The following is a 21072-nucleotide window of genomic DNA, read 5'->3' as shown; positions in this document are numbered from 1 at the left end:
CGGCAAAACAGGCGGGGTGACGCCTGTTTCAGTCCGGACTAGCTGTCCAGCCGCGTCACGCGGGCGATGATCCCGACGACCGGGTGGTCCAGGTAGAAGAGCTGGCTGCCGGAGTTCATGCGCTGGTGGCCGCGCACGGCCACGCCGAGCGGTTCGGCCCCGTCACGGTCGATGTGATAGACGAGGTCGGTCTCCAGGTGGAGGAAACGCCCGACCCATACCCGTAGCCGGCCCTCCAGTTCGTAGCGGTCTTCGTCCACTACGATCGGCTGCGCTGCGGTGGTGGAATCGCCAAACACAGCCTGACGGGCCCCAAGACGGCGGCCCTGCTGCACCTTGAGCCAGGGGGTGGCGCTATGATCGCGGCCCAGCTGATCCCAGGCCAGACGCGCGATCACACGCCCGGTGCCGGAGTCTTCGACCCGACTGGCCGCCCGCTGCAACTCGAAGCCGCGCCGAGAATCCTGATAGATGCGCCCACCCAGTTCGGATCCTGCCAGGTTGGGTTCGCGCACGGAGGCGATTTCCTCCTGCAGGCGCCGGCTCTCCGCGGTCGTGTGCTCGAAGATGACCAGCTCGATGCGGTAGCGGCGGCCGACCTGGGCGGTGGCCGTTGTCCCAAGCCCGAGTAGTGGCAGGAGGGCGAGGCTGCTGACGAGCCTGCGGCGGTTCGGGTCGGGGCGATTGGTGTTGGCGGGCATTCAGGCGGCCTGTTGTTTCGGGCTGATGGTATGGATCAGACGCTGGACGGCCTGAGAGCGGGCCTCCAGAGTCTCCATTTCGGCAAAAAAGCGGAAAGCCTTCTGGCCATCCAGTTTGTAGGCATTCGGGTCGGATTGCACCAGTTCGATCAGGGCGGCGATATCGATTTCGGGATTGGGTCCAAAAACGAAGCGTCCGCCGGCCGGGCCCAGTTCCAGTTTGCGGATCCCCAGCGGCGTCAGCTTGAGCCTCAGGCGGGCCGCCTCGAACAGGGCCTTCGCCGGATCGGGCAGCAGGCCGAAACGATCCACCAGTTCCACCTCCAGTTCGCGCAGTGCATCGCTGTTCTCGGCGCTGCTGACGCGCTTGTAGAGGATCAGGCGTGTGTGCACATCCGGCACGTAGGCATCCGGGAGCAGGGCGGGCAGCCCCAGCTCGACCTCCGTTCCGGGGGTCTCCGGGGTCTCCAGTTCGGGCATCTTGCCGGAGCGCAGGGCGTTGACCGCGCGGTTGAGCAGGTCGTTGTACATCGAGAAGCCGACTTCCTGGATCTGGCCGCTTTGCTCGTCACCCAGCAACTCGCCAGCGCCCCGGATCTCGAGGTCGTGGCTGGCGAGCGTGAAGCCCACGCCGAGATCCTCCAGCGAGGCGATCGCCTCCAGGCGCTTGCGCGCGTCGGCCGACATGGCTTTTTCTGGCGGCGTGACCAGGTAGGCGTAGGCCCGGTGGTGGGAGCGCCCGACGCGGCCGCGCAGCTGGTGCATCTGGGCGAGGCCCAGCTTGTCCGCGCGATTCATCACGATCGTATTTGCGGTGGGTACATCGATGCCGGTCTCGATGATGGTGGAGCAGACCAGGATGTTGTAGCGCCGATGGTAGAAGTCGAGCATCACCTGTTCGAGTTCGCGTTCGCGCATCTGGCCGTGGGCGATACCGATGCGGGCGCCCGGCAGCAGCGCACGAATCTGTTCCGCCATGCGTTCGATGGTGTTGACCTCGTTGTGCACGAAGTACACCTGGCCACCGCGGCGAATCTCGCGCAGGCAGGCCTCCTGGATGATCGCGTCGTTCCACTCGTTGACGAAGGTCTTGATTGCCAGGCGTTCGCGCGGCGGGGTGGTGATCACCGAGAGGTCGCGCAGCCCGGACAGGGCCATGTTCAGCGTGCGCGGGATCGGGGTTGCGGTCATGGTCAGCATGTCGACCTCGGCGCGCAGTCTCTTCAGCGCCTCCTTGTGGCGCACGCCAAAGCGTTGTTCCTCGTCCACGATCACGAGCCCGAGGTTGGAGAAGTCCAGGTTCGACTGCAGCAGCTTGTGCGTGCCGATCACGATATCGACCTTGCCTTCCTTCAGCCCTTCCAGCACGGCGGCCTGCTGCTTGGCACTGCGAAAGCGCGACAGGGACTCGATGCGGACGGGCCAGTCGGCGAAGCGGTCGCTGAAGTTCTGGTGGTGCTGCTGGGCGAGCAGGGTGGTCGGGACCAGCACGGCCACCTGGCGATTGTTCTGCACGGCGACGAATGCGGCGCGCATCGCGACCTCGGTCTTGCCGAAGCCGACATCGCCGCAGATCACGCGGTCCATCGGCCGCGTGTCAGCCATGTCGGTCAGTACCGCGTCGATTGCCTGGAGCTGATCGGCGGTTTCCTCGAACGGGAAGGCAGCCGCAAAGGCGTGATACTCGGGGGTCTCGGTCGCAAACGCCGTCCCCTGCTTGGCGGCGCGCCGAGCGTGGACCTCCAGCAGCTCGGCGGCGACATCGCGCGCCTTCTCGGCGGCCTTGCTGCGGGCGCGGTTCCACTGCTCGCTGCCCAGGCGGTGGAGTGGGGCGTGTTCTGCATCGGCTCCGGTATAGCGGCTGATCAGGTGCAGCGAGGAGACCGGGACATAGAGCTTGGCGCCATCGGCGTACTCCAGTGTCAGGAACTCTGACGGCTGGCCACTGAAATCCAGCGTCTGCAGGCCCAGGTAGCGGCCCACGCCCTGTTCTTCGTGGACGACCGGGGCCCCGACTGTCAGGTCGCTGAGGTTCTGGATGACGGCATCGGCATCGCGGGTGGGGCGGTTGCGCCGGCGGGATTGCCGCGCGCGTTCGCCGAGGATGGCGGACTCCGGCACGAGCACGATCCCGTCCGGCAGTCGGAACCCTTCGCTCAGCGCACCGACTGTCACGCTGAGGCCGGGCTCGCCCCCCAGGAAGGCCTCCCAGTCATCGACGGCGTGGTGCGGCACATCCTGTTCGCGCAGCAGTGTGAGCAGGGCCTCGCGCCGGCCGGCGGACTCGGCGGTGAGCAGGACCCGCTCCTGTTCCCCGACAAAGCGCTTCAGGCGTTCGGCGGGGGAATCCTTGCCGTGTTCCATTCCCAGTTCGGGGAGGGCGTCGCAGGTGAAGGGCACGGTCCTGCCTCGGTCTGCCGGTAGCGGCTGCGGCGGCTCGCCGCCCAGGGCAATACCGGCGCGGGCGCGCAGCGCCTCGTTCAGGGCCGACTCGTCGAGATAGAGGCGCTCCGGTGGCAGCAGGGGGCGTTCCACCTGGTGGCTCAGTTGCTCGAAGCGGTCGGCGATCTCGCGGGCATACTCCTGCGCGGCGTCGGCGATATTGCCGGCCTGCACGACGCGAGCCTGAGGGGCGTAGTCGAATACGCTGTCCATGCCCTCGAAGAACAGGGGCAGGTAGGCTTCGATGCCCGGGGGAACCAGGCCTTCGCTGATGTCCCGGTAGATCGGGTGGCGACTGGGATCGCCACTGAACTGCTCGCGGTAGCGGGTGCGGAACGCGCGGATGGAATCCTCGTTCAGCGGAAACTCGTGGCTGGGCAGGATCTCGACGCGCTCGACCTTTTCCGTGGAGCGCTGGGTCTCCGGGTCGAAATGGCGCAGGGAATCGATCTCGTCGTCGAGAAACTCGATGCGCACCGGCTGCTCGGCGCCCATCGGGAACAGATCGAGGATCTCCCCGCGTGCGGCAAATTCGCCGTGGCTGATCACCTGGTTGACTGCGCTGTAGCCCGCCTCGGTCAGCCGTTCCCGCAGCTGCATGCGGTCCAGGCGCTGGGCACTGCGCAGGGAGAGACCCTGGGTGGTCAGCCAGTCGCGCGGGGGCAGGCGCTGCATCAGCGTGGAGACCGGGATCAGGATGATCCCGCGCTCCAGCGACGGGAGGTGATACAGCGTGCGCAGCCGCTCGGAGATGATGTCCTCGTGTGGGGAGAAGACATCGAACGGCAGGGTCTCCCAGTCGGGGAGACGCATCACTGGCAGGTCGAGCCCGGCACCGAAAAAGTCCCACTCTTCCTGCCAGCGGTCCGCGGCCTCATTCGACTCGACGACGACCAGCAGCGGCCATTCGGCCGATGCGGCGGCGCGTGCGAGTGCCAGGGGCGCGGCCGAGGTATTGAGCCCCGACCAGATCTCGAATCCGTCGCCGGGAAAGCGACCGGGTTTTAGCGGGTTGCGCGGCTGTTCGGACATGCAGTGTCGAGAATCCGGGAAAACGGGCCGGCATTATACGGATTCGATCCTGTTTGCGGCGGAACCCCGTCGGGAAGGCGCTGAATTAGCCGGTAGCGGTCAGTCCGTGCGGTCGATGTAGCGCTTGAGGATCGGGCTGTAGGCGTCGATGCGACGGTCGCGCAGGAAGGGCCACATCCGGCGGACCGCCTCGGTGCGGCCCAGGTCCAGGGTGGCGCGGAGGGTCTCGGGCTGATCCTCGCCCGCCTGCGCCAGGAACTCGCCCTGCGGGCCCGCAACGAAGCTGGTGCCCCAGAACCGGGCCCCGGGACTGGTCTCTGACGGGTCCATTTCGTGTCCGGTGCGATTGCAGGCGAGGACCGGCAGGTTGTTCGCGACCGCGTGGCCGCGCTGGACGGTGATCCAGGCCTCGCGCTGGCGGGTCTGCTCGTCCGCCTCGTCGCGCGGGTCCCAGCCAATGGCGGTCGGGTAGATCAGGCATTGCGCCCCGGACAGGGCCATGATGCGCGCGGCCTCCGGATACCACTGGTCCCAGCAGACCAGCACGCCCAGCCGGCCGACCGAGGTGTCGATCGGGACGAAGCCGGTATCACCCGGGGTGAAGTAGTACTTCTCGTAATACCCGGGGTCGTCCGGGATGTGCATTTTGCGGTAAAGGCCCGCCGGGCGGCCATCGGCCTCGAAGACGATCGCGGTGTTGTGGTAAACGCCGGCTGCGCGCCGCTCGAACAGCGAGGTCACGAGCACCACGGCGTTGTCGCGGGCGATCTGTCCCAGGCGCCTGGTGGACGGGCCGGGGATGGGCTCGGCGCGGTCGAAGACCCCCGGGTCTTCGGTCTGGCAGAAGTAGGGGCCGGTGTGCAGCTCGGCCAGCACGACCAGGCGAGCCCCGCCCGCCGCGGCATCGGCTACGGCCTGGGCGGTCGCGTCCAGGTTGGCCTCGACGCTCCCGGCATCGCGGTGCTGGATCAGGGCCACGGGAAGGGTATCGGTCGTCATCACAGATCAGTCTTCCGGGATGCCAAGGGCGCCCTTGGGGTATTGCATGGTCAGGCAGTGCAGGCTGCCACCCTGACGGATGATGGCCCGGCAGTCGATTTCCACGATTTCGCGCCCCGGAAAGGCCTCGGTCAGGCGATCGAGCGCGATGGCATCGGCGGGGTCGTCGTAGGCCGGCATCAGGACGGCATCGTTGAGGATCAGGAAGTTTGCGTAGGTCGCCGGCAGGCGCTGGCCATCGGGGCCGCGCTGCGGGCGAGGCCAGGGCAGGGGAATCAGCCGGTAGGGCGCGCCGGAGGCCTGGCGCAGCGAGCGGAGTTCCTCCTCCATGGCCGCCAGTTCGCCGTGGTGCGGATCATCGGGGTCGTCGCACTGGACATAGGCGATCGTATCCGGGCTGCAGAAGCGGGCGAGGGTGTCGATGTGGCTGTCGGTGTCGTCCCCTTCGAGGTGGCCATGTTCCAGCCACAGGACCCGTTGTGTGCCCAGATGCTCGTGCAGGCGGCGCTCGATCGCCGCCTTGTCCAGATCCGGGTTGCGTGTTGGCTGCAGCAGGCATTGGGCAGTCGTCAGGAGGGTGCCGTCGCCGTCGGACTCGATGCTGCCACCCTCCAGCACCATTGCGATGGGCTCCGGCACGTTCGGGCCGAAGACGCCCTGCTGGGCCAGGGCAGTGGTGATCGCGTTGTCATGCTCTGCAGGGAATTTGCCGCCCCAGCCGTTGAAGGTGAAGTCGAGCAGGCGGGGCTGCGGCCCTTCCAGTACGGTAATCGGGCCATGGTCGCGAGCCCAGGTGTCGTCGGAGTCGGCCAGCGCGAACCACAGACGGTCGTTGCGGATGGCGGCCTCGACCAGAAATCCGGAGATCTCTTCGATGTGTTCCGGGTCGCGGGCGACGATCACCACCGGCTCGAAACGGCTGATCGCAGCCGCGAGGGTGGCAAAGACAGGGTGGACCCGGTCGAGTTCTCCGGCCCAGTCGGTACCGCTATGCGGCCAGGTGAGCTGAACACCGGCCTGCGGTTCCCACTCTGCTGGTAGACGCCGGGTATGGGGGGAAGATGCGCCGCCCGTCACGGCCGACGCGGGGTCTGTTCGCCGTGCACGATGCTGTGCAGCACGTATTCGCCCTCGAACACGACAGAGAAATCGCTGTAGTCCCAGCGGGTGATCGGCGGATCACCGACCGTGGGATGGCGCTGGCTGGGCTCGCCATGACGACTGCGCACCCCGGACTGGCTCTGGCCACGGGCTGGCAGCCCCTCACGGGTTTGCACTTCGAAGTCTCCGCTTGTGCCCCGCAGGATCTCGGCCTGCGCCTCGTTGACGGTCAATGGGGTCAGTGCCGTGGTCATGACCAGGACCGCCGCGGCAGCGACGGCGAGCAGGCCGCGCGGACGGGTAAGCGTTGGCTTTGCATGATTCCCTTGCATGAGACAAATCTCCGATGGCTCGCGGACGATAAACCACATGGTAGCGTCATCCTGTTGGCTGTGCCTCCCATCGTGAAAGTCTGTGCCATCGGGGATAGGCGCGCCCGTGTAACTCTGGCATGATTTCTCGATGTTCCGCCCGCTCCCGCTCGCCATTGGTCTGCGCTATACGCGCGCCAAACGGCGTAACCACTTCATCTCCTTTATCTCGGTCGTCTCGATCCTCGGCCTGGTGCTGGGTGTGATGGCGCTGATTACCGTGCTCTCGGTCATGAACGGCTTCGAACGCGAGCTGCGCGATCGCATCCTGGGCATGGCGTCGCATGCGACCATCCAGGACGTGAATGGTGGCTTGCGCAACTGGGAGTCGCTGAAGGAGCAGGTCGAGACGATCGACGAGCGAGTACTGGCGGTCGCTCCGTATGTCCAGGGCGAGGCGATGCTCAGTGCCACCGGGAACATCTCCGGTGCGCTGATCCGCGGGGTGGACCCGGGGGCCGAGGAGCGCGTGGCGCGGATCGGCGAGCACATGACTCAGGGCCGGCTCGGGCAGCTCGAACCCGGTGCCTACCGCATTGTGCTGGGGCGCGAGCTGGCAGCGGAACTGCGCGTGAGGGTAGGCGATTCTCTGATCCTGATGGCGCCACAGGCCTCGGTGTCGCCAGCGGGTGTAATGCCGCGCATGCGACGATTTGAGGTGGCGGGGATCTTCGAGGTCGGGATGTACGAGTACGACCGCGGGACTGCGTTTATTCATCTGCAGGACGCCCAGGCGGTCTTCCAGACCGGCGAGAGCGTCACCGGCCTGCGCCTGCGCCTGACGGACATGATGCGGGCGGGTGTGGTCTCGCGCGAGGTGGCCAGTCAGCTTGACGGGCTGTTCCGGGTGTCCGACTGGACGCGCCAGCACGCGAACCTGTTTCGCGCGATCCAGATCGAGAAGATGGTGATGTTCATCATCCTGTCCCTGATCGTCGCGGTAGCGGCCTTCAATATCGTTTCCACGCTGATCATGCTGGTGACCGACAAGCAGGGGGATATCGCGATACTGCGAACCCTTGGGCTGTCCCCCTCGGGGGTCATGCTGGTGTTCGTGGTCCAGGGGGTGGTGATCGGCGCGATCGGCATCCTGCTCGGCTCGGTCGCCGGTGTCGCGCTGGCGCTCAATATCGATGTCGTGGTGCCCTTTATCGAACGCGCGATGGGTATCGAGTTTCTCGCGGCCGATGTCTACTACATCAGTGACTTGCCGTCGGAACTGAAAGCATCCGATGTCTTTCGGGTGGGCGGGATTGCGTTCTTGCTGACCGTCGTGGCGACGCTGTTCCCGGCCTGGCGGGCGGCCCGTACACAGCCGGCGGAGGCCCTGCGCCATGACTGAGACTGTGCCTGTACTGGAGGCCATGGGGGTCGAGCGGCGTTTCCGTGATGGCAAATTGGATGTGGCCGTGCTGCAGGGCGTCGATTTTCGCCTGGAGCGGGGCGACCAGACGGCGATCATCGGTGCCTCGGGTTCCGGCAAGAGTACGCTGCTGCATCTGCTCGGGGGACTGGATCGCCCCACGGCGGGCGAGGTTCGGCTGCTGGGGCAGGAGTGGTCGCGCATGGGCGAGGCGCGCCGGGGCCGAATGCGCAACCAGCACCTCGGTTTCGTCTATCAGTTCCATCACCTGTTGCCGGAGCTGACGGCCGTCGAGAATGTCGCGCTGCCGTTGCTGATCCGGGGGGTCGCCAGCCGGCGAGCGCGGCAGGAGGCGGAACACTGGCTCGGCCAGGTCGACCTCGGGCACCGTGGTGCGCACAAACCGGCCGAACTGTCGGGGGGCGAGCGCCAGCGTGTGGCGATTGCGCGGGCGCTGGTGACCCGACCGTCCGCGATCCTGGCTGACGAGCCGACCGGAAACCTCGATCAGGAGCGCGCCCAGCATGTGTTCGCGCTACTGCGCGAGATGAACCGTTCGACCGGCACCGCGCTGGCGCTGGTGACGCACGACATCACGCTGGCGCGCGAGCTGGATCGGTCGGTACAGCTGGTCAAGGGGCACCTGGAGCGCGAGCACTTCCACGGCCAGTTGGCCGACGACTGATCCGCCCGCTCGGGAGCGCCGGGCAAAGCCTTGCTGATTTACAGTCACCGTGTGTTGTGCGCCGACGGTCAGCTCGAATCGTCTTTTTCCGCTTTTTCCTTTTCCTTGTTCCTCTCCTGGCGTAACCGCCGCAACGCGCGACGGGTCCGCAGGCGCTGTACGACATTCACGCGCCACAGCACACGCACCAGCAGATATCCGGAGAGGCTGGCCAGCGTCGCGAAGAGCAGGCTGCCGAGCAGTAGCGGCTGCCAGATGGTCAGCAGCTCGGTACTGAACCATTCCCAACTCCAGTCGAGATGCACATCGCGGGGCGGCTCACCCAGCAGCTTGCGGCCGACGGTATAGGCCATATACAACATGGGGGGCATGGTGATCGGGTTGGAGATCCAGACCAGGATCACCGAGATGGGCAGGTTGACGCGCACAATCAGCGCGACAATCGCGGCGACCAGCATCTGCATAGGGATAGGCAGGAAGGTCACGAACAGCCCAACGGCAAACGCACCAGCCACGGAGCGGCGGTTCAGATGCCACAGATCCGGAGACCGCAGGCGCGGCCCCAGTGGGGAGAGTGCGCGATGGCCGCGCACGCCCTCCATGCCGGGGAACAGCCTTCTGATGATGTGCTTCGCCATGTCTGTGGGTATCTGTCGGACTCTCGCAGGCCCAATCCTGGGCGTGCATCCTACCTGCTAGGACTGGGCCCTGGGGAGAGGATTCCAACTCTTCCTGGACGGGACCGTGCGCCATGATGGTCGCGGTGCTGGGTCTGATCGCCGGTGTGTGGGGGTTGCACCAGCTCCCCGTCCTGCCTGTCTTGCTCGAAGGTCCATTGAGAGTGTTCCTGCCTGTCGCTGGCGCGCTGGTCGCACTTGGCTGGGTCCAGGCGGCTCGGCGAGGTTCTCCTTTCACGTGGTTGCCAGCAGCCTCGCTGGGGTTGCTCGCGGGCGTGTGGCTGGCACTCCCGCATGCGACGGACTGGTCGGGCAAGGTCGTGGGTCCCGAGTGGTCGGGAGTCGAGGTCTCGGTGCGGGCACAGGTGGTCAGTTTGCCGGAGCACGGGGAGCGGCGCAGCCGGTTCCGGGTTGGGGTGTCGGAGATCGAGCAGGGCAGCCCGGGGCTGGAGCTTGAAGGCCGCGAGTTGTGGGTGAGCACCTTCCCCGCGCGGCCGGCGATACAGGTGGGTGATTCGCTGCGGCTGGACTTGCGATTGCGTGGTGTCGACGGCCCCCGCAACCCCGGGGGATTCGATGCCGCAGGCTGGTTCTACCGCGAGGGGATGCACGGCAGCGCCGTTGCGCGTTCCGTTACCCCACTGGCAGGCGTGCACGAGGGGGCCAGGGGCCGCGTGATCATGCACCGCCTTCGGGCCGCAATGCAGGCGCGTCTGGAGCGCGCGGCACCGGATTTGCGTCACCCGGGCCTGGTGCAGGCGCTGGTCATCGGCAATCGTCAGGCCATGACCGAGAGTGAATGGCAGGCCTTTCTACACACCGGGACGAATCACCTGATGGCGATTTCCGGGTTGCATGTGGCCCTGGTGGCGGGGTTTGCCGGCGGCATTGCCGGATGGTTGTGGTCCGGGGTGGCCGTTATAAGACGGCTGCGGCGCTGGCTGTTCATGGGTGTGGTCGGGCTGGTGGCCGCCACGGGCTATGCGGTACTCGCCGGTTTCAGCATCCCGACCCAAAGGGCTTTGCTGATGCTGATTGCGCTCACGCTTGCGGTGCTGTCGCGTCGCGAGGGTGTTGCCTGGCGCGCCCTGGCCCTTGCCGCGGCCATGGTGCTGATTGTGCACCCACCGAGCGTGCTGGCCCCGGGGTTCTGGTTCTCGTTCGGCGCAGTGGCCGTGATCCTGCTGCTGTTGCAGGGTCGGGTCGGGACGACCGGCTGGCGCGAAGGCCTGCGCATCCAGGTCGTGCTGGCGATTGCGATGCTGCCGCTCAGTCTGGCCTGGTTCCAGCTGGGGTCTTGGGTCGCACCCGTGGCCAACCTGGTCGCGGTGCCGATGGTGACGCTACTGATCTTGCCGTTGTTGCTGGTCGGTGCCTTGCTCGCGTGGGGGTGGCCGGCCGCAGGTGGCTTGTTGTTATGCATTGCGGATGGCCTGTTGGCACTGCTGGTGATGACGCTCGAGGCACTGGCAGGGATCCCTGTCCTGGTGGACCAGCGCCATGTGCCGGTGGCCGCGTCCCTGCTGGGCGGGGTGGCTGTTTTCCTGGCCTTGCAGCCGCTCGCCCGGCGATTGGCGCCCTGGATTGCAGTGGCTGCGATCGCCTTGGTCGCGCCGTTGCGCCCGGAGCTTGGGGCCGGGCAGTGGCGCGTTCAGGTCCTGGACGTTGGCGCCGGGCAGGCCACCATCGTCGAGACCCGACGACACGCGCTGTTAATTGATGCGGGTCCGGGCCGGGAGGGCGGCTTCAGCGCGGGTGACCGAATTGTGGTGCCGGCCTTGCGGGCGGGCGGCATCCGCTCCCTGGACACGCTGATGGTGACGCACGAGCATGCCGGGCACGCCGGCGGCGTGGCGGCAGTCCGGGAACAGATTCCGGTGGGGCGCACGCTGCGGCGCACTCCGGTGAGCCATGACAATGACGAAAGCTGCGAAAAGGGGGATCAGTGGAACTGGGACGGTGTGCGCTTCGAGGTACTCCATCCGCCGCCGGGCTGGAATGACGACTCGTCCGCGTCCTGTGTGCTGAAGGTGGAGGGGGCGGACGCGACCCTGCTGGTCATGGGCGGGCTGGATGGTCTCGGCGAGGCCGTGATGCGTCGGGGCACCGCAGGATTTGCGGTTGACTTGCTGGTAGCGCCGAGGACTTCCAACCCGCGCGCCCTGCAGGACGACTGGCTGGCGCAATTCCCGCCCGGTCAGGTTTGGGCTGCGACGACTGCCGAGGGTGCCGGTTTGCCCGACGAGGCACGGAAACGGCTGGAGCTAAGCGGTATTCCCCTGTACGAGACCGGGCGCAGCGGGGCGCTGGTCACGAGCAGCGCGCAACTCGACCGCGCTCCGGCGACAGGCCGCCCGCGGACGCGATTCTGGCACCCGCAAAAGCCCTGACCGAAAAGAGCCCTGATAGAATAACGCCATGACCGAACACCGCTCCGACACGATCCGCCCGATTCGCTTTGAAGACGGCAACCTCTATCTGCTCGACCAGCGCCTGTTGCCGGGCGAGGCCGTGCGCCAGTGCTACACCGATGCCGGCGAGGTGGCGACCGCGATACGCGACATGGTCGTGCGCGGTGCGCCCGCCATCGGGATCACGGCCGCGTTCGGGGTCGTGCTGGCCTGCCAGAAGGCCCGGGGTCGGGACGACTGGCGCGAACGCGTGGCCGCGGACATGGATCGCCTGCGGGCCTCGCGGCCCACGGCGGTGAATCTGTTCTGGGCACTGGACCGCATGGCCCGGGAGGTCGATGGCGCCCCGGATCCGGAGGCCGCCATTGAGGCGACCACGACCGCGGCCCGGCAGATGCTGGACGACGACATCGCGGGCAACCGTCGCATGGGGCGGCACGGGGCTTCCTTGATTGAGCCGGGACAGGCGGTGCTCACCCACTGCAATACGGGTTCGCTGGCCACCGGGGGCTATGGCACGGCCCTGGGGGTGATTCGCGCGGCCTGGGACGAGGGTCGGGTGACCGAGGTCTTTGCCGACGAGACCCGCCCGTGGCTCCAGGGGAGCCGGCTGACCGCCTGGGAACTCGTGCATGACGGTATCCCGGTACAGCTGCTGTGCGAAGGGGCGGCCGCCAGTCTGCTGCGTTCCGGACGCGTCGGCTGGGTGATCGTGGGTTCCGACCGCATTGCGGCGAACGGCGATGTGGCGAACAAGATCGGCACCTATGGGCTGGCCCTCCTGGCCCGTGCCCACGGCGTGCGCTTTATGGTCGCGGCCCCGTTGTCGACCATCGACTTCGACATGCCGGACGGGGAGGGTATCCCGATCGAGCAGCGCGCCGAAGACGAGGTTTTGGCGCTCGCCGGGAAGCGCGTGGCCGCGGACGGCGCCCGGGCCTACAACCCGGCGTTCGACGTCACGCCGGCGCACCTGGTCGACGCGATCGTGACCGAGCACGGTGTGGTCGAGGCGCCGGATCGGGACAAACTGGCCGCCCTGCGGCGGAAAGCCGTCGCTGGAGAGCCTGTTGTGGAGGGCTGACAGCGCCGGATCACGGTGTTTCACAGTGGTGCACCCCGGCTGAGAGCTACGGAGGGGCGATTTCAGGCCCATTTGCTAGGTCCCAGTGGTTACCCCTGTGGTATGATCGCGAGCTTGTTCAGACGGACGGCGTAACCCTCGATGGCTGAATTTGCCAAGGAAATCTTCCCGGTCAATCTCGAAGACGAGATGCAGCAGTCCTACCTCGATTACGCGATGAGCGTAATCGTGGGCCGGGCCCTCCCCGATGTCCGTGACGGCCTCAAGCCGGTCCATCGCCGCGTGCTCTACGCGATGCGCGAGCTGGGCAACGACTACAACAAGCCGTACAAGAAGTCGGCGCGCGTGGTCGGTGACGTGATCGGTAAATACCACCCGCATGGTGACTCCGCCGTCTACGACGCCATCGTGCGCATGGCGCAGCCGTTCTCGATGCGCTACATGCTGGCCGACGGGCAGGGCAACTTCGGCTCCATTGACGGTGATTCCCCGGCGGCCATGCGTTATACCGAGGTGCGCATGGCGCGCATCGCGGCCGAGCTGCTGGCCGATATCGACAAGGAAACCGTCGACTTCATCGACAACTACGACGGCTCCGAGACGGAGCCGGCGGTACTGCCGAGCAAGTTTCCCAACCTGCTGGTCAACGGCTCCGCCGGGATCGCGGTGGGGATGGCGACCAACATCCCGCCGCACAACCTGCGCGAGGTGATCAACGCCTGTGTGGCGCTGATTGATGACCCGGAGATATCCATCGAAGGTCTGATGGAGCACGTGCCGGGCCCCGATTTCCCGACGGCCGGGATCATCAACGGCGTGGAAGGCGTGCGCGAGGCCTATCGCACTGGTCGTGGCCGGGTGCTGATCCGGGCGCGCTCGCATGTCGAGCCGCTGGAGGGCGGACAGCGCGAGGCGATCGTCGTCACCGAACTCCCGTACCAGGTGAACAAGGCCCGCCTGACCGAGAAGATCGCCGAGCTGGTCAAGGAAAAGCGCATCGACGGCATCTCGGAGCTGCGCGACGAGTCGGACAAGGACGGCATGCGACTGGTCATCGAGCTCAAGCGCGGCGAGATGGCCGAGGTGGTCCTGAACCACCTGTACATGCACACGCAGATGCAGAACGTCTTCGGCATCAACATCGTCGCCCTGGTTGACGGCCAGCCGAAGGTGCTGGATCTGCGTCAGGTGCTGGAGTCCTTTCTGCGGCATCGCCGCGAGGTGGTTACCCGCCGCACGATCTTCGACCTGCGCAAGGCGCGCGAGCGCGCCCATATCCTGGAAGGCCTGGCGATCGCGCTGGCCAACATCGACCCGGTGATCGAACTGATCCGTGCCGCCCCCAACCCGGCCGAGGCCAAGGCCGGCCTGCTGGCGCGCAGCTGGCCGCTGGGCGTGGTCAGCGACATGCTCGACCGGGCCGGGGCCAGCGCCTCGCGTCCGGAGGATCTGGCAGCGGACTACGGCGTGGGCGACGACGGCTATCGCCTGTCCGAGGCCCAGGCGCAGGCGATTCTGGATCTGCGCCTGCACCGTCTGACCGGGCTGGAACAGGACAAGATCCTCGACGAATACCGCGAGCTGCTCGACTTGATCGAGGACCTGCTCGACATTCTCGGTTCGGGGGAGCGCCTGCAGCAGGAGATCCGCAACGAACTGCTGGCCGTGGCCGAGCAGTTCGGCGACGAACGCCGTAGCGAGATCCGCGAGCGCCAGGCGAACCTCACCCTGGAAGACCTGATCGGCGAGGAAGACGTCGTGGTGACGCTCTCCCACGCCGGCTATGTGAAGTACCAGCCGGTGGCCGACTACCGCGCGCAACGCCGAGGCGGTCGCGGCAAGGCGGCCGCGAGCTTCAAGGAAGAGGACTTTGTCGACCGCTTGCTGGTCGCGAACACGCACGACACGGTGCTGTGTTTCTCCAGCCGCGGGCGGGTCTACTGGCTGAAAGTCTATGAACTGCCGCAGGGTTCGCGCGCCTCGCGTGGCAAGCCGATCGTGAATCTGCTGCCGCTGGAAGCGGACGAGCGAATCAACGCCATCCTGCCGGTGCGCGAGTACGACCCGGACCACTATGTGTTCATGGTGACCGCGCGCGGAACGGTCAAGAAGACCCCGCTGACCGACTTCTCGCGCCGCCGCTCGACCGGGATCATCGCGGTGGATCTGCGCGACGACGATTACCTGGTGGACGTTTCGCTTACCGATGGCCAGATGGACGTAATGCTCGTTACCACGGCCGGCAAGGCAGTGCGCTTCTCCGAGAACGACGTGCGGCCGATGGGCCGTACCGCCTGCGGTGTGCGCGGCGTGCGCATGGAATCGGATCATCGCGTGATTGCGCTGCTCAATGTCGCCGAGGGTGCCGCCTTGCTGGCCACCGAGAACGGCTACGGCAAGCGGACTCGCTTCGACGAATTCCCGGTCCACCGTCGTGGCGGCCAGGGCGTGATCGGGATCCAGACCGAGGGGCGCAACGGGCCACTGGTCGGGGCCGCGCGCGTGCTGGAAGACGACGAGGCGATGCTGATCACCACGGGCGGTACGCTGGTGCGTACACCGGTGGACCAGATCCCGCTGATCGGGCGCAATACGCAGGGTGTGCGGCTGATCCGCCTGGACGAGGGCGAGCGCCTGGTGGAACTGGCCCGGGTCGAAAAGCTGCAGGGCGAGGATGAAGACCTGGACGACGACAGCGAGAGCGAGGACGACGAATCCACGCAGAACACCATCGACAACGGAGATCCGGAATGAGCCGAGTGCATAACTTCAGTGCGGGGCCGGCTGCGCTGCCGCAGGCGGTCCTGGAACGGGCACGCGAAGAACTGATCGATTTCCATGGCGCCGGGATGTCGGTTATGGAGATGAGCCATCGCGGCAAGCCGTTCATGCAGGTTGCCGAGAAGGCGGAGCAAGACCTGCGCAAGCTGATGAACATTCCGGACGACTACAGTGTGCTGTTCCTGCAGGGTGGGGCGACCGGCCAGTTTGCGGCGATCCCAATGAACCTGCACTCGGGCGGAAAACCGATGGACTACATCGACACCGGGGCCTGGTCGGGCAAGGCGATCAAGGAAGCCCAGAAGTTCGGGCCGGTGAATATCGTCGCCAGCTCGCAGGCCAGTGGCTACGCCTCGATCCCGGCGCGCGACAGCTGGAATCTGGACCCGAATGCCGCCTACGTGCACTACACCCCGAACGAGACGATCGGTGGCGTGGAGTTTCACGAGGTCCCGGATGTCGGGGGCAAGCCGCTGGTGGCGGACATGTCCTCCACCATCCTCTCGCGCCCGATCGACGTGTCGAAATTTGGCGTGATCTACGCGGGCGCGCAGAAGAACATCGGGCCCGCCGGGCTGACCGTGGTGATTGTTCGCAATGACCTGCTGGACAAAGAGTCGAATCCGAATCTGCCGGCGGTGGTCGACTGGACGCTGCAGGCGAAAAACGACTCCATGTACAACACGCCGCCGACCTTCGGCTGGTACTTGGCGGGACTGGTCTTCGAGTGGCTTCTGGAGCAGGGCGGGCTGGACAAGATGGCCGAGATCAACCAGCGCAAGGCCGAGAAACTCTATCATTTCGTGGATAACTCGGCGTTTTATCGCAACCCGGTCGAGCCGGATGCGCGTTCGTGGATGAACGTGCCGTTTATCCTCGCGGACGACTCGCTGGATGGTACGTTCCTGAACGAGGCCGATGCCGCCGGGCTGTCGTCGCTGAAAGGGCATCGTTCGGTGGGCGGTATGCGCGCTAGCATCTACAACGCCGTGCCGGAGAGTGCTGTGGACGCGCTGATCGAGTTCATGGCGGACTTCGAGAACCGCCACGCCTGAGCGTGTCCCCCTGGGGTAACCGATCACGGAGGACCCGGATGTACCGCATACAGACCTACAACAATATCGCCATACGCGGGCTGGATCGCTTCCCGCGGGACCGTTACGAGGTCGCCTCGGACATCAATCAGCCCGACGCGCTGATGCTGCGCTCGTTCAATCTGCACGATGTCGATATCCCGGAGTCCGTGCTGGCCGTCGGGCGGGCTGGCAGCGGGGTGAACAATATCCCGGTCACGGCGCTGTCGGACCGTGGGGTCGCGGTATTCAACGCGCCCGGGGCCAATGCCAATGCCGTCAAGGAGCTGGTGATCGCCGGCCTGCTGCTGGGCGCGCGCAATCTGCTCCCGGCGGCCGGCTATGTGCAGGAGCTGGACCCGAGCAAGGACGACTTCATGGCCGCGGTCGAACACGGCAAGAAGCGGTTCACGGGCTTCGAACTGCCCGGGCGCAAGCTCGCCGTGCTGGGACTGGGCGCCATCGGTGTCGGCGTGGCCAATGCGGCCAAGGCCCTCGGCATGGAAGTCGTGGGTTTCGACCCCAAGGTCACGGTCGAGAATGCCTGGCGCCTCGATTCGGACATCGAGCGGGCGCGCTCCGTGGAAGCTGCCCTGGAGGGTGCCGACTCGGTGACGGTACATGTACCGCTGACCGAGAACACTCGCCATATCGTCAATGCCAAGGGGCTGGCTGGTATGAATCCAGGCGCGATGGTGCTGAACCTGGCGCGCGAGGGCATCGTCGATGACGAGGCCGTGCGCGAAGGGCTCGATGCCGAGCGGCTGCACGCCTACATTACCGACTTCCCGGTGCCCAACATGCTGGGCCACCCGCGGGTCATCACGCTGCCGCACCTGGGGGCTTCGACGACCGAGTCGGAAGAGAACTGCGCGGTGATGATCGCCGACGAGCTGCGCGACTATCTCGAGAACGGCAATGTGGTCAATTCGGTGAACCTGCCGACCCTGGTGCTGGACCGCAAGGGCGACACCCGCATCGCGGTGGTCAACCGCAATCTCCCGGATCGCGTGGCGCGCATCTCGCATGTCCTGGGCGAATCCAACCTGAACATCCTGCACCTGATGAACGATTCCCGTGGGGATCTCGCGTATACGCTTCTGGACGTGGACGGCAAGCCCGACCCGTCCACGCTGGATGCGTTGCTGCAGATTGATGGCGTGCTGCGCGCACGGGTGCTGTAGATCGTGACGAAGAAGGGGCCATCGCCGAAAGCCGCTACGGGGCCGGAAGACCTCGGGTCCTTGCGTAACCGCATCGACGCGCTGGACGGGCAGTTGCTGGAGCTTCTCAGCGAGCGTGCACGCTGCGCCGAGGCGGTCGCGCGGGTCAAGCGCGACTTCGAGCCGAATCCGGTCTTCTACCGGCCGGAGCGCGAGGCCGAGATCCTGCGGCGCGTGCGCGAGGAAAATCCCGGACCCTTGTCCGGCGAGGCCGTGGTCCGGCTGTTCCGGGAGATCATGTCCGAGTGCCTGGCGCTCGAGCACCCGCTGACGGTCGCCTATCTGGGCCCCGAGGGTACGTTTACCCACCTGGCGGCACGCAAGCACTTTGGTCATGCGGTGGAGACCACCCCGCTGACCTCGATCGATCAGGTGTTTGGCGCGGTGGAAGCCGGGCGGGCGCAGTTCGGTGTAGTGCCGATCGAGAACAGCTCCGAGGGCGTGGTCACGCATACCGTGGACTGTTTCCTCGATTCGCCGCTGCAGATCTGCGGCGAGGTCGTGACGCCGATCCATCATCATCTTCTGGCGCAGGCCGAAGACCTGAGCCAGGTTCGCCGTGTCCGCGCGCACGCCCAGGCACTGGCCCAGTGCCGGCAGTGGCTGGACACCCACCTCCCACACGCGGAGCGCGAGGCGGTGTCCTCCAACGCGCGGGCGGCGGAGGTCGCGGCGAAAGATCCGGAAAGCGCGGCGATCGCCAGCCGCGTGGCCGCCGAGCACTATGGTGTTCCACTGCGGGTGCAGCATGTCGAGGATCGCGCGGACAACACCACGCGCTTCCTGATTATTGGCACCGCGTCCACCGAGCCGAGTGGTGCGGACCGGACTTCAATCATGCTCAGTACCGCGAACCGGCCAGGGTCGCTGTATGCACTGCTCAAGCCGATCGCAGAGGCCGGCATCAGCCTGACCCGGATCGAGTCCCGGCCCTCGCGCTGTACCCAGTGGACCTATGTGTTTTTCCTGGATCTGGTGGGCCACCAGAAGGATCGGGCAATCCAGGATTGTCTTGAGCAGCTGCGCCAGACCGCCGATACCGTCAAGGTGCTGGGGAGCTACCCCCAGGCCGCTACCTAACCGAGACATTCCATGGCTTCACGCAACCCCGCGTCCGATATGAACCCGGGTGGCTTTGATGCCGCCGCGCTTGCCGTGGATGGCGTTCGGGGCCTGACGCCCTATCAGCCCGGCAAGCCGATCGCGGCGCTCGAGCGGGAGCTGGGTATTCAGCAGGCGATCAAGATGGCCTCCAACGAGAATCCGCTGGGGCCCTCGCCCCAGGCGGTGGAGGCCGCGCGCGCGGCGATGAGCGAGGCCCACATCTATCCCGATGGGGCAGGCTTCGAACTCAAGGCCGCGCTAGCCACTCGGCATGGTGTCGATCCGGATGCCATTACCCTCGGCAATGGGTCCAACGAGATCCTGGAGCTGATTGCGCGGGCGTGGCTGGCGCCCGGTCGTACCTCGGTTTTTTCGGCTCATGCCTTTGCGGTATATCCGCTGGTTACCCAGGCGGTGGGGGCCGAGGCACGGGTGGTCGAAGCGCTGCCTGCGACCGACCTGGAACAGCCCTACGGGCATGATCTGGCGGCGATGGAGAAAGCCGTGGATGACGCCGTGCGGGTGGTGTTCGTGGCCAATCCGAACAACCCGACCGGGACCTGGGTCGGGCGCGCGGCGCTCGAGGCCTTTGTGGCGGCGATGCCGGCCACCACGCTGGTGGTGATCGACGAGGCGTATGCGGAATACGTTGAACAGGAAGACTATCCCGACACCACCCAGTGGGTCGCGCGCTACCCGAATCTGATCGTGACCCGCACGTTTTCCAAGATTCAGGGCCTTGCCGGCCTGCGCCTGGGGTACTCCATCAGCTCACCCGCGGTCGCGGAACTGCTCAATCGCGTGCGCCAGCCGTTCAATGTTAATGCCGTGGCACAGGCTGCGGGCCTCGCCGCGCTGGGGGACTCCGCCCATATCGAACGTTCGGTGCGCGTCAATCGCGAGGGCCTGCTGCAGCTGGGCGAGGGGCTGCGCGAGCGGGGGCTGCGCGCGATCCCGTCTGTAGGCAACTTCATCACCTTCGACACCGGGCGTGATGCGGGGCCGGTGTACGAGGCGCTGCAACACGAAGGCGTGATTACGCGCCCCGTGGAGAACTACGGGCTGCCCGGGCATCTGCGGGTGACGGTCTCCACGGCCGAGGACAACGAACGCTTCCTGCAGGCACTGGATCGGGCCCTGGCATGATCGAGCGGCTGGTCATCTTCGGGGTTGGCCTGATTGGTGGCTCGCTCGCGCTCGCCTTGCGCGAGGCGGGAGCGGTACGCGAGATCGTGGGCTGTTCGCGCAATGCGGACAACCTGCGCGAGGCCGAGCGTCTGGGCGTGATCGACCGCTGGACGACCTCGGTGGCGGAGGCCGCGGAAGGGGCGGATATCGGCGTACTGGCAGTGCCGCTGGGGGCAATGGGCCCGCTGGCACGCGACCTGGCCGGCTGCTGGCCGGACGACAGCCCGTTGACGGACGTCGGCTCGAGCAAGCAGGCCGTGATCGACGCGGTGACCGAGGGCTTTGGCACCACGCCGCGCCAGTTTGTGCCCGGTCACCCCATTGCCGGGACCGAGAAGAGCGGGGTGGCGGCGGCATTCCCCAGCCTCTTTCGGGACCGGCTGGTGATCCTGACCCCGGCGGATGCGACCAACCCGATGGCCAGCGATCGCATTGCACAGATGTGGCAGGCGACTGGTGCGCGGGTGGAATTCATGACACCCGCCCACCACGACCGGGTGCTCGCGGCGACGAGCCATCTGCCTCACGTGCTGGCCTACACGCTGGTGGCGTCACTGTCGGACATGAGCGAGCGCGACGAGATCTTTCATTATGCGGCGGGCGGCTTTCGCGATTTCACCCGCATTGCCTCGTCGGACCCGGTGGTCTGGCGCGATATCTGCCTGGCCAACCGCACGGCCATCCTCGAGGTGATCGAACGCTACCAGGGTGACCTGGAGCAGTTACGCGGGATGATCGAATCGGCGGACGGGCCCGCGATCGAGACGCGCTTTCGGCACGCAAAGGAAACCCGGGATCGTTTTTGTGACCCGGCGGATGCACAACTGGATACCTGAA

At 66.4% G+C, this 21072-nt stretch carries 16 protein-coding genes; 10 read left to right on the top strand and 6 right to left on the bottom strand.

Going from position 1 to position 21072, the window contains the following annotated elements; genetic code table 11:
• Window positions 1–38: 38 nt before the first annotated feature.
• The 5 genes from F468_RS0108700 to F468_RS0108680 form a co-directional block, all read right to left on the bottom strand.
• Complete coding sequence (locus F468_RS0108700) at window positions 39–701, bottom strand: CsiV family protein (RefSeq protein WP_018139252.1); 663 nt, start codon at window positions 699–701, stop codon at window positions 39–41.
• Complete coding sequence (gene mfd, locus F468_RS0108695; RefSeq protein ID WP_018174327.1) at window positions 702–4175, bottom strand: transcription-repair coupling factor; 3474 nt, start codon at window positions 4173–4175, stop codon at window positions 702–704. It lies immediately after the preceding gene.
• 99 nt (window positions 4176–4274) lie between these two features.
• Window positions 4275–5174, bottom strand: a complete 900-nt coding sequence (locus F468_RS0108690) for a carbon-nitrogen hydrolase (RefSeq protein ID WP_018174328.1) — start codon at window positions 5172–5174, stop codon at window positions 4275–4277.
• Window positions 5175–5180: 6 nt separating this feature from the next.
• Entirely contained in the window at window positions 5181–6251 is a 1071-nt protein-coding gene (locus F468_RS0108685) for an agmatine/peptidylarginine deiminase (RefSeq protein WP_038049141.1), read from the bottom strand.
• Window positions 6248–6646, bottom strand: coding sequence for a hypothetical protein (locus F468_RS0108680; RefSeq protein WP_018139256.1), 399 nt, complete (start codon window positions 6644–6646; stop codon window positions 6248–6250). The genes F468_RS0108685 and F468_RS0108680 overlap by 4 nt, the downstream gene beginning before the upstream one ends.
• A gap of 91 nt (window positions 6647–6737) precedes the next feature.
• Here F468_RS0108680 and F468_RS0108675 point away from each other — a divergent pair, with 91 nt between their 5' ends.
• Both F468_RS0108675 and F468_RS0108670 read left to right on the top strand, forming a co-directional pair.
• Window positions 6738–7988, top strand: a complete 1251-nt coding sequence (locus F468_RS0108675) for a lipoprotein-releasing ABC transporter permease subunit (RefSeq protein WP_018139257.1) — start codon at window positions 6738–6740, stop codon at window positions 7986–7988.
• The gene (locus F468_RS0108670; protein ID WP_026296514.1) at window positions 7981–8694 is read left to right on the top strand and encodes an ABC transporter ATP-binding protein; all 714 of its coding nucleotides are present in this window, start codon (window positions 7981–7983) and stop codon (window positions 8692–8694) included. Before F468_RS0108675 ends, F468_RS0108670 begins: the two co-directional genes overlap by 8 nt.
• 68 nt (window positions 8695–8762) lie before the next feature.
• Here the strand turns inward: F468_RS0108670 and F468_RS0108665 are convergent, their stop codons facing one another.
• A complete protein-coding gene (locus tag F468_RS0108665) occupies window positions 8763–9332 on the bottom strand; it encodes a DUF2062 domain-containing protein (RefSeq protein WP_018139259.1) in 570 nt (189 codons plus the stop codon).
• Window positions 9333–9445: 113 nt separating this feature from the next.
• Between F468_RS0108665 and F468_RS0108660 the strand changes: the two genes are divergently transcribed.
• The 8 genes from F468_RS0108660 (at window position 9446) to F468_RS0108625 (ending at window position 21071) form a co-directional block, all read left to right on the top strand.
• Window positions 9446–11761, top strand: a complete 2316-nt coding sequence (locus tag F468_RS0108660; protein ID WP_018994969.1) for a DNA internalization-related competence protein ComEC/Rec2 — start codon at window positions 9446–9448, stop codon at window positions 11759–11761.
• Between the two features lie 28 nt (window positions 11762–11789).
• Window positions 11790–12866: an S-methyl-5-thioribose-1-phosphate isomerase gene (gene mtnA, locus F468_RS0108655; RefSeq protein ID WP_018139261.1), complete on the top strand. Its 1077-nt coding sequence runs from the start codon at window positions 11790–11792 to the stop codon at window positions 12864–12866.
• Window positions 12867–13007: 141 nt separating this feature from the next.
• Window positions 13008–15620 (top strand): DNA gyrase subunit A, encoded by a 2613-nt coding sequence (gene gyrA, locus F468_RS0108650; RefSeq protein WP_018993925.1) that lies wholly within the window; start codon window positions 13008–13010, stop codon window positions 15618–15620.
• Window positions 15617–16702 (top strand): 3-phosphoserine/phosphohydroxythreonine transaminase, encoded by a 1086-nt coding sequence (gene serC / locus F468_RS0108645; RefSeq protein ID WP_018139263.1) that lies wholly within the window; start codon window positions 15617–15619, stop codon window positions 16700–16702. The genes gyrA and serC overlap by 4 nt, the downstream gene beginning before the upstream one ends.
• A gap of 38 nt (window positions 16703–16740) precedes the next feature.
• Window positions 16741–17904: a 3-phosphoglycerate dehydrogenase family protein gene (locus F468_RS0108640; RefSeq protein ID WP_018994968.1), complete on the top strand. Its 1164-nt coding sequence runs from the start codon at window positions 16741–16743 to the stop codon at window positions 17902–17904.
• A 60-nt stretch (window positions 17905–17964) separates the two neighbouring features.
• Window positions 17965–19023 (top strand): prephenate dehydratase, encoded by a 1059-nt coding sequence (pheA, locus tag F468_RS0108635; protein WP_018994967.1) that lies wholly within the window; start codon window positions 17965–17967, stop codon window positions 19021–19023.
• Window positions 19024–19035: 12 nt separating this feature from the next.
• Complete coding sequence (gene hisC, locus F468_RS0108630; RefSeq protein WP_018994966.1) at window positions 19036–20193, top strand: histidinol-phosphate transaminase; 1158 nt, start codon at window positions 19036–19038, stop codon at window positions 20191–20193.
• Entirely contained in the window at window positions 20190–21071 is an 882-nt protein-coding gene (locus tag F468_RS0108625) for a prephenate dehydrogenase/arogenate dehydrogenase family protein (protein WP_012982608.1), read from the top strand. Before hisC ends, F468_RS0108625 begins: the two co-directional genes overlap by 4 nt.
• The last annotated feature ends 1 nt before the right edge of the window (window position 21072 follow it).

The sequence above is a fragment of the Thioalkalivibrio sp. ALJ2 genome, from assembly GCF_000378325.1.
Lineage (GTDB): Bacteria > Pseudomonadota > Gammaproteobacteria > Ectothiorhodospirales > Ectothiorhodospiraceae > Thioalkalivibrio.
The sequence above is the reverse complement of the archived record's forward strand: the minus strand, read 5'-3'. Positions and strand labels throughout refer to the sequence as shown.